Consider the following 9,072-nt stretch of genomic DNA (forward strand, 5'->3'; position numbering starts at 1 on the left):
TTCCAAAAAATTTAGTTTTATACATGTTGCCCTTAATTTTTATTATTTAAGATATCATTGATAGTTTTTTTGGCTTTAGCCATACTTCGATCATGCTGCTCGACCTTTTTCAGAACTTCATCTAACTGATCTTTGTAAGAGGGAAGGCGCTTAAAATCTCCTTTTATCAACTTTCCTTTTTTCTCCTTCAAAAGAATCCCTGCTTTCTGAGATTTGATAAATCCCAGTATGGTCTAATGAAGAACATATTAAACTACTAAAAGAAAATATAAAAAAGCGAGGAACAGAGTAAAAGACTCTGTTCCTCGCTTTTTTTGTAGTAATAGTTAGGCTGTACTTTTTACTAATGATTCTATAAGTATTTTTTGTTCTTTAATAGTTTCATCCATTTTTTCGCTGAGGAGATCGTATTTGTTCATTTTGATCTCAAAGGATTGAATGTTTCTTTGATGTACGTCATCCAGAAGCCGCACCTGTTGTGTAATTTCCTGCAGTACTGTTGCGTATGAAACTAATTTAGCTTTAGTTTGTACCATCTGAAACACCCTCTTTGATCAAATTTCGTTCATTGAGGAGTTGACACATAATCTTTACAAGACGATATAACTCCTCTGTCTGTATTATATCATAAGTTGATTCAATAGTGTAATGGAAGTTGTAAACCCATATCAGATTACCAGGCATGGGAATGCGATAGGAGGCGACAAAGCGCCCTGGCCGATCACTTTCACTTACTTCAATTTTGGTTTGGTTTTTAATAACCATTACTGATGAATAATGGCTGAAGGCTATGTCATTTACGGGTATAATATCGGGAGTCTCAGTGGGTCCCAGAGAGTCAAGTTTATACAGATTGTCCCTTCTAAGCTCAAATAAACTGTAATCCGAAAGTAAATGTAGATTTTCCTTCCTTAACTGGGAAGGTTCCTTTATCCAGTATAAAATGTCAATTGCGCGGTTATACACAATAAGCATTCCACTTGTTTTTGTTACTGATTTCAAGAGTTCATCACGAATTGCAATATAGTCTGATTGCATTTGAACGCTTTGATCTAACAGAACTTGTTTCTGGTAACGAAGCACTGCCTTATCGTTTTCTAACTGTTGATTATGTTCGTTTAAGTCTCTTACTGTTTGGCTATCTTCTTTATTTGCTATGATCTCTTTGTCGATCCAATCATTTAATTCATTAAACGAAAATAGAGGTTCTTTTAAATACGTCAAAATCATCCGGTATTCTTTTCTTCTAAAGATGCTATAAGCATCAATATCGAACATAGGATCTTCTATGTCTAGCATTCTCGAAAAGTTTGTATAAGCTGCTATGAGGAAAAAGACAGCTGGAAACAACCATGTAAGAATACTGCCCCATTGCAAGTTGATGATGTTATTGAAGCCTAGAAATGCAGCTGATCCAACATATACGCCCCAAGTTATAATTGTATTAGAAAGCATAGCCAATACAATATTTACATCACTGGGATTCGGAGCCGGTTGCCCTTTAAAGCCTAAAAAGGTTTTAAAGAGCAGCTTCCCGATCCAACCAGTTTTCTTCATGCCTTGATAGGGTGCCTGGTACTTTTTCCTAATCTCGTTTAATGGTTTGTCCATATCATCTTTCAATTTACGTAAAGTACCGAAAAACAATTCTCTACTCATTGGATGCCTCCTTTTTTATTGAAAAACAAGAAATTCAGATAGATCCATCTGGTGCAAGATTTCGCAGCTGCCAGATGTTTCATCATCTAAAGGTTGTTCTCCAAGAATTTTTTTTGCTTTGCTCCAAAAAGTGCCGGGCTTCATTTTTTCATCACCTTGGATACCAGCTGCCTGCATGTCTGCAAACATCGGTTCAAGCTCTCTCATATAAATTCCTTTTAAGATGCTGTATTTTATAATTTCTTCAGCTCGTTTAGCCTTTTCAAATATTCCATACTTACGGGCAACTTCTATAGCTACTTGAGCTGAAGCTTCACCGCCGCTGTAGCAGATAATATGTTTCAATGGCAGTCCCTCCATAGATCACCCCTAAAATATGCACAGGGGGATTTTAGATTTCCCTGTGCATCAGGGGTATTATTATGAAGTTATTCTGTTAGGCTGGATAAGTAACCAGCGTTTTTAACAATCAAGATTCCTTCCTTCTAGGGGAGCTGAAAGGAAGTAACCCTGATCTCTTAAATTCTTGAGCCATTCGGTTAGAAACATGTTTTGCGCCGCTTTCCTTTGTGTATATACCAGGGTTCGTTCCAGATTTTCATAAACCTCTTGGTATACATACATATTTTGAAAGGACAAAGCTTCTACCATAGACAAATTTAAATCTACAAGAATCACCATTTCAGGATCTTGCACCAAATCACCATTCATGGAGAAATAATGTGTCATGGACAATGTATTTATGCCAATGAATTCAACGATTAAGTCCATGTAACCTGGCGCATGCAGTTTAATATAAGTTTTTTCTCCGGATGCGAAGTTATGGAGTTCCCTACCTAGCAGCTGATCCATCAATTTAAAGTTATCTTCGTAAATATTTGTCATCTTCATAGCCTCCATAGTACTCCCCCGAAGCACAGGGGAAGATGATTTTACTTGCCCTGTGCTTCAGGGATATACCTATGAATACTTCTTTATAAATTTAGAATGAGGATTCTCATATGTTTCTATGAGTCTATCTAAATAACGGATTAGATCCTCATTCGTACCGTGTATATTGAAGAACTCTAGTGTATATAATTCCTCTTTTGTAAATCCATTTTTACTTAATAACTTGCAAGCTTCTTCCTGGTCTATCCCAGTGACAGGATTAGTCATCACACTAGAAAGTGGGCGTTTCAATTTTTGAACTTTCAGAAAGTTCATTCCAATTATAAACAATAGAGTTCCCACCAGATCATGGCTAGGACGCTCTTTTTCATCTGGGTTGCCATCGAACATTTCATTTATAGACGCACTCAACCTATGCCGGTCTTTTAATTGGATAATCGCTTGTTTTTTCATTGAGTCTTCCTCCGTAGTGGATTCTGACTCCTTAAGCTGGTTAATTTGTTGCTTGGACTATGGATCACATAACACTTTGGCGGGGTTATCCAAGCCCGGTTTACTAAATGTAAAATCTGCCATTCACCCGTTTTGCGTACATGAAACCAATTCGAAACATTCAAAAAAATGGAGAAAATATTATTGGCAAATACGGATATGCGCTTCAAAAACGAATAATGGATCGGTATGCCTACTAATCGCAACTCATTTTCGTAGTGGTATTGAAGCATCGCAGTAATTGCAATAATTTTATTATCTGGATAACGTTGCTTAAGGATCTCGACGGCTTCTTTTCGGTCAGCCTTGTAATCCGTGCTGCTGGATCTCCAAATAACATATCTCACGAAACAATGTATTTCATAGGCTTCGTATGATTTATTCCATGAACAAATATAACGTTTGTTCAAAAACAGACCTTTTTTCTTCTTATGGAAGATAAATGAAGCAGGAACAACTATAAAGCAGAGAGCTATTAGCCCAACAGCCATAAGAATAACTAGAATATTATCGATCACAATAAAACCTCCATTAATAAGTCAGATAGTGGAACAGAAAACCCTTTTTATGTTCAGTTATTAAATATTCATTTAAGGGTGATCCCTATCTTAACCAGGCCAACTTACTTTTTTAATATGATATTTGCTTTATCACCTCTGTGTGGGTAATAGGAGGGATCCGGAACAAGTCCATCTCCACTTTCTGTTGGGTTTCAGTTTCGAGCACATTTCGGATAAAGGAATTGCCTTCAGCCAATGCAACTTGAACGTGTTCCTTCAAGCAGTTTACTGTGGCACCTAACGTTTCCTCACCGACATCGATTAACATATCGATCCTTGCTTCAAAGGTGATCCATCTTTTTTTTGACATTTTTGATATCCTCCTTAAAATAAAAAAAAGGAAAGAACCACCCCAAAAAATCAAGGGTATTCTTTTCTTTTTTTCTACGAATATATTAAATTTCAAAAGCTTTAAGCGCTTCTTCACTAGTGAAGTCATTCGCCAAAACGATATTGTCTGAGAACAGTTTGACAATGCTCTTATTCGATGTGCCAAGCAGAATCGAAAGAACGTTGAAACCATGCTCCTTTTTCGCTGCACTAAACACCTTTTCGTACCAAGGGTTATGTGAAGAAACTCCATCGGTGACGAAAATGATATCCGCGTTTTTGAATTTACTATTTTTCACCACTTCAAGCGCATGGCTTAGGGGAGGAATAAAGTCTGTTCCACCACCTAGAAATGTTTCGGCAAGCTCAACCATTTGTGTCATGGTGATTTTACCTTTTTCGTATTTGTAGGTTTTTGCCGCTGTATCGAATGGAATAAAAGCAAAGTCGCGCTTTTGCTTCTTTGCAATTGCCATTAGAGCAAGCATGAAACCCTTGCTTTGGTCATCTAATCTGCTCATACTTCCGGATTGGTCCAGGCATAAGATAAAAGCACCTTTTCCAAGCTCCTCTTTTCCTTTGACCTCATACTGCATAAGCTGCTTCTCCGAGTATTTACGGTAAAAGTCTAGCTTTGTCAGCGGGTTTTGAAGCAAGGCTAATTCAGTAGGCAGCAGACGTTCTAATGTATCGCCAATGGATACACCGCTACGAGAAAGGGAATCTTTGCTTTTAGTACGTTGTTTTTTTTGGGCAATGACTTTAAAACGCCCTGCCCATTCTGCAATTTTTTTAAGCTTGGGTGTACGTTTGAGTTTATCAGCTAAGGCTATTTTTTCATTTAAGGGAACCTTATGTAGTTCCCCTTTCTGGTCACCTGCTGTTAAACCACCAAAAAGGGTTTGCAACGCCTCTTGGCTTGATTTTGTGTCGTCATACCCTTGCTGTAGCGCTTTTGAAAACGATGGAAGAGCCATCATTTCCTGAAGCTTTTGCTGGATAGCTTGCGCGGCATCATCCATGCTTTGTTGATCTTCTGGATGTCTTACATCTGCATGCTGCAGCTCTCTAGCTTCTCGCATCATTTTGGCAAATTCCTGATCCTTGGATGCTTGTTGGTTGACCCATTCAAGCACCTTCTCTGATAAGTTAATCGAGCCGACGGCTGAAGCAAAATCATCGAGCACAGTGGTTGAACGGAATTGTTGATAATTTTCATCTTTCAACAAACGTTCAATTACACTATGGTTAGGCAATAATTGTGTTTCTACTTCCTCTAACAAGGTAGGTGCTACTTTGAAAAGGGAGGACCACATATCACCCATTAAAGGTGAAAATAAGGGTAAGCTCCCTAATCCATCGGCTTCAATTATCTGTAAACGAGGGGAAAGATCCAAGATCTGCCCCCATCGCCTGCGGTCATAGGTATCGGTATTCATCACGGATTGATTCATGTGATTAGCCCCCTAATATTCCAGCAATTTTGAGCCAACATTAGATTTTGCTTGTTTATTCAAGCCCGTGATCCGGTCTAAATCAACCTGGTGATCCGGTGTTTTACTTAGGTCGTTCTGAAGGTTTGTAAGCTCCTGTTCCAGTCGTTTTAATTTTTCTAACTGCTCCATAGCGACAGCAGAAGTAGGTAACGGTGTATTGTTAATATCAAGGATGGACTGTTCAATATCTTGCAGCGCCTTCATGATACGATCCATTGCAAATTTTTCAACAACTTCTTTTACTTTCGCCTTTTGTCCAACTGTTTCCCAAAGTGCGTTGGACAGTATCATGAGGTCGCTAAGCTTGGCCTCAGTTCTTTGGTCAATCAATGCCTTTGCTTGTAGCAAAGACAAAGACTGTTTATACCGCCTGTCTGATGGTGTGATACCTGCGTCTCTCAGTTCTGTCCTTATAGCCGATAAAGCGAACAACAGACTGTCAGGCACATCCACGAGATCTGCGGTATCTTGTAAATGCTCCAACTCAGTAAGCGTCATGCTGGGTGCTGTAACCTGGTATCCTGTACCTCTCATCATGGAAATGAAGTTGGGTTCATCTGCGATATAACCGATTTCATACCGAAGCAAGAAACGGTCAAACAAAGCTTCCAACCCTTCCCCTTCTTCAGGATACTCATTGCTTGAACCAACTACGCTCATTAATGGGCATTTAACAATCTGGTTGTCATTATAGAATAACCTTTCATTAATGATGGTTAAAAGGGCATTCAATATTGCTGAATTTGCCTTGAAAATTTCATCAATAAAAGAGATATGCGATTCAGGCAATTTACCTGTAGTATTTCTCCGGTAAACATCCTGTTCCAATCCTTTAAGTGAAATAGGGCCGAACAATTCCTCAGGAGTCGAAAATCGGGTTAGCAGCCACTGAAAATAACTGGCACCATCGACAATCTTGGCAAGCTCTGCTGATAAAGCAGATTTTGCTGTTCCTGCAGGAGAAATCAGTAAGAGGTGCTGACGTGAAATTAATGCTATCAACAAGGCTTCCACTACGGATTCACGTTCAACGAATTTACTAGTTAAGTAGGCCCGAATTTGGACTAATTTTTGCATGGGCATGATATTTCCTCCTAAACGTTCATTTGAACGTTCTTTCTATATTTTATTTTTGGCATAAAAAAAGGCAAGCGAGTTAGCTTAGCCATTTGCTTAAAATTTCTCGGTTATGGTTATCACAGATTTTCTAATCTGATCAATCATATCCTCCATTGTTGTTACATCTTTTGAAATGATGGATGTGTAATTCGTGTAATCTCTTAACACACGCTTTGCATTATCCAACACTTCTCGGACCTGGTGGTCTTTTAATTCGCCGCTCAAGGATTTATTGCATAAATCCATCGTGCCGCCGATATGATCCAATAGCTTGCCGCGAATCATGTCTCGGTTTTCCTCGTCGTTGATCAGAGGGATGGCTCGACCTTCTCCTTTGTCCAATACAGACAAGAAGCGATTCATGTTATTAATCTGCTCTTCGAATTTTTTAGGCACAAAATATACGCCTCCAGAAGGTCTTACAGGCGTTGGTGCCATTGTCTGTAATAGACTTTGAACGATGCTTCTCAGCGTCTGGACACTTACTGTCTTTTTGTACAATTCAAATTCTATTGCTGCTTGTTTCGCTAATGCTTTTGCATAAGCATTCATACCGTAGTACTTGACGATCTCGCTTTTTCGCTCGAGAATCAGTATGGCTGCATCTTCTTCATATTTAAGTCGTTTCCCTTTAGTATCCACCGTTTCGCAAACAATATGGCGAATAATTCCATCCAGATTGCAGGCAACTTCACGAGTTATGTAATTCTCGTGGACCCCTGCATGTTCTGTTTTGCGTTTGTCTTTAATTTGTGTAGCCCTTCGGAATGCATGATGCACAAGGATTTTGGTTGGTAAGTGTTCTTTGTCCAAGTCGCATTCATCAAAAAGATCCTGGAGCTTCTCCAATGTAACCACTTGATCAGGTACGGAAAACCAGGTTAAATACCCAATAATACTTTCAGCACCTTCATGTTGGGTTGCATGTACATTTTCTAAATTGATCATTATAATATTCCTCCTAAAGCTATTTTTTTATATATAAAAATAACGATCATTCTACTTTTACTTGTGATATGAGCTAGTCTACTAAAAAAGCAGATGGCTACCAAGTAAGGCAGAAGGATCGTTAATTTTATGAAGAAATAAAAAAAGCCGATTGCATCCTCAAAGAAAGAGAATGAATCAGCTTTTGTTTTAGCAATTAGATACAAAGGACACACGGGTAGCGTAATCCTATTTTTTCGACGAAGGTCGCGTTGTGCTCACCAGTCTAATTACTATCGCTTAAAGGCTGTAATTAGGGCTTTGACAACTTCGAATCAATGCGATTCTTTTGATTCCCTTTGGTGTGAGTCCCGTTTCCCTGCTCGAATAATACATAAATTAATAAAATTATTCGGGGGAATACACTCGCTGGTTTCAGTCACTATCTTTTTTAAGTTTAAAAAAAGACGTGTGCCTAGTGTAGTGTTCCGTTTTATTATAAGGGATTTGTCTATTTATTACAATAATGGACATTAAGAATGCGCTACAGCCCAAATACCTCTAAGAGATACTTGGGCTGTAGCGCATTGAGATGCTTAATATAAGGACCTTAAGAAAACTCTGCCATGAAATTCTTTCCTGCCATAAATGAAGTTAGAAAAATCATTCTAAATAAGTATGCTTATCATTTTGTTGTTACGGTTTAATGTTTGTTAACTATGTCTTCGGTCGCTAGCAAAAAATATTTTTCCTGATTATTTCCAGTAACAATAATCCTGTTGTCGGAATCATAATCCATATCAAGAATATCAGAAGGCTTTAAAGTGTTAAGCTCATGGCTAAGAAGGTTGATCACTTGGTACAGCATTCGAACCACTCCTTTCATAGCAATAACAAGATCAGGGGCTGTCCCATAAGTAGATAATTTTCTATAAAGGGGCAGCCATTCATCTCAAAATGATGAAAAAAAACGAAAAGGGTTGGGCAGAGGATTACTTCTGCCCAACCTTTTTTCGTTTTTCGTCCACAGCTGCTACCTTGAGCAAATTGTGGGCAAGCGAAAGCCAACCTACCTCCAAGCTCACTTTGGGTAAGCCACGAAGCAGGAAGCGCTTGAATCCCCGATTGTTTTTGATCTGGCCAAACACACTTTCGGGTTCCACCATTCTTCGGACCATGAGTGCATAGCCTTCTTCATTTTTGAGCTTTTCCCTCACTTGCTTCTTGAACCTCATGTACGCGTGGCTTACTTTCACTTCCCGGTTCCCAGCTGCTTTGGTGCAGGATGGTTTAAGCGGGCAGCCCTCGCAGCTTGCACTCCGGTAATGGCGATGGCGGATTTCATAACCGCTTTCCGTCTTTTCTTTGCTTTCATAGCGAAAAGCCAGCGGTTTCCCTGCCGCACAAGTCCAAGTGTCTTCGGTTTCGTTGTAAGTCCAATTGTCGACCTTGCTGATGTCGGCTTTCCAGGCCTTTGACTTTTCCCTGTGGTAGGTGCTGTACTTGACGAGGGCTTCCACCTGCTTTTCCTCCAAGTACGCATAGTTTTCTTCCCCACCATACCCAGCATCCGCAATGAGGGTTCCAGGCAACTTGCC

The 9,072-nt window shown here is 39.3% G+C and carries 13 protein-coding genes; all 13 read right to left on the reverse strand.

Features of this window, described 5'->3' with window-relative positions:
- Nucleotides 1–32: 32 nt before the first annotated feature.
- A complete protein-coding gene (locus G9U52_RS34265; RefSeq protein WP_166156453.1) occupies nucleotides 33–191 on the reverse strand; it encodes a hypothetical protein in 159 nt (52 codons plus the stop codon).
- 135 nt (nucleotides 192–326) lie between these two features.
- Nucleotides 327–536, reverse strand: coding sequence for a hypothetical protein (locus tag G9U52_RS34270; RefSeq protein WP_166156456.1), 210 nt, complete (start codon nucleotides 534–536; stop codon nucleotides 327–329).
- The gene (locus G9U52_RS34275) at nucleotides 523–1,659 is read right to left on the reverse strand and encodes a hypothetical protein (protein ID WP_166156459.1); all 1,137 of its coding nucleotides are present in this window, start codon (nucleotides 1,657–1,659) and stop codon (nucleotides 523–525) included. The genes G9U52_RS34270 and G9U52_RS34275 overlap by 14 nt, the downstream gene beginning before the upstream one ends.
- Nucleotides 1,660–1,674: 15 nt before the next feature.
- The gene (locus G9U52_RS34280) at nucleotides 1,675–2,004 is read right to left on the reverse strand and encodes a hypothetical protein (RefSeq protein ID WP_166156462.1); all 330 of its coding nucleotides are present in this window, start codon (nucleotides 2,002–2,004) and stop codon (nucleotides 1,675–1,677) included.
- A 117-nt stretch (nucleotides 2,005–2,121) separates the two neighbouring features.
- A complete protein-coding gene (locus G9U52_RS34285; RefSeq protein ID WP_166156465.1) occupies nucleotides 2,122–2,544 on the reverse strand; it encodes a DUF1249 domain-containing protein in 423 nt (140 codons plus the stop codon).
- Nucleotides 2,545–2,619: 75 nt separating this feature from the next.
- Entirely contained in the window at nucleotides 2,620–3,003 is a 384-nt protein-coding gene (locus tag G9U52_RS34290; RefSeq protein ID WP_166156468.1) for a hypothetical protein, read from the reverse strand.
- On the reverse strand, nucleotides 3,000–3,560 hold the full coding sequence (locus G9U52_RS34295) for a hypothetical protein (RefSeq protein WP_166156471.1): 561 nt from the start codon (nucleotides 3,558–3,560) through the stop codon (nucleotides 3,000–3,002). Before G9U52_RS34295 ends, G9U52_RS34290 begins: the two co-directional genes overlap by 4 nt.
- A gap of 112 nt (nucleotides 3,561–3,672) precedes the next feature.
- Nucleotides 3,673–3,912: a hypothetical protein gene (locus G9U52_RS34300; RefSeq protein ID WP_166156474.1), complete on the reverse strand. Its 240-nt coding sequence runs from the start codon at nucleotides 3,910–3,912 to the stop codon at nucleotides 3,673–3,675.
- Between the two features lie 85 nt (nucleotides 3,913–3,997).
- Complete coding sequence (locus G9U52_RS34305; protein ID WP_166156477.1) at nucleotides 3,998–5,329, reverse strand: hypothetical protein; 1,332 nt, start codon at nucleotides 5,327–5,329, stop codon at nucleotides 3,998–4,000.
- 69 nt (nucleotides 5,330–5,398) lie between these two features.
- Nucleotides 5,399–6,511 (reverse strand): AAA family ATPase, encoded by a 1,113-nt coding sequence (locus tag G9U52_RS34310; protein WP_243767724.1) that lies wholly within the window; start codon nucleotides 6,509–6,511, stop codon nucleotides 5,399–5,401.
- Between the two features lie 90 nt (nucleotides 6,512–6,601).
- Nucleotides 6,602–7,495 (reverse strand): DUF6744 family protein, encoded by an 894-nt coding sequence (locus G9U52_RS34315; protein ID WP_166156480.1) that lies wholly within the window; start codon nucleotides 7,493–7,495, stop codon nucleotides 6,602–6,604.
- A gap of 682 nt (nucleotides 7,496–8,177) precedes the next feature.
- Nucleotides 8,178–8,342 carry a hypothetical protein gene (locus G9U52_RS34320; RefSeq protein ID WP_166156483.1) on the reverse strand — a complete coding sequence of 55 codons (165 nt, stop codon included), beginning with the start codon at nucleotides 8,340–8,342 and terminating at the stop codon, nucleotides 8,178–8,180.
- A 124-nt stretch (nucleotides 8,343–8,466) separates the two neighbouring features.
- Nucleotides 8,467–9,072 (reverse strand): transposase (locus G9U52_RS34325; RefSeq protein WP_166156486.1); only part of this gene is annotated, 606 nt, incomplete at its 5' end.

Source organism: Paenibacillus agricola, assembly GCF_011440305.1.
GTDB classification, from domain to species: domain Bacteria; phylum Bacillota; class Bacilli; order Paenibacillales; family NBRC-103111; genus Paenibacillus_S; species Paenibacillus_S agricola.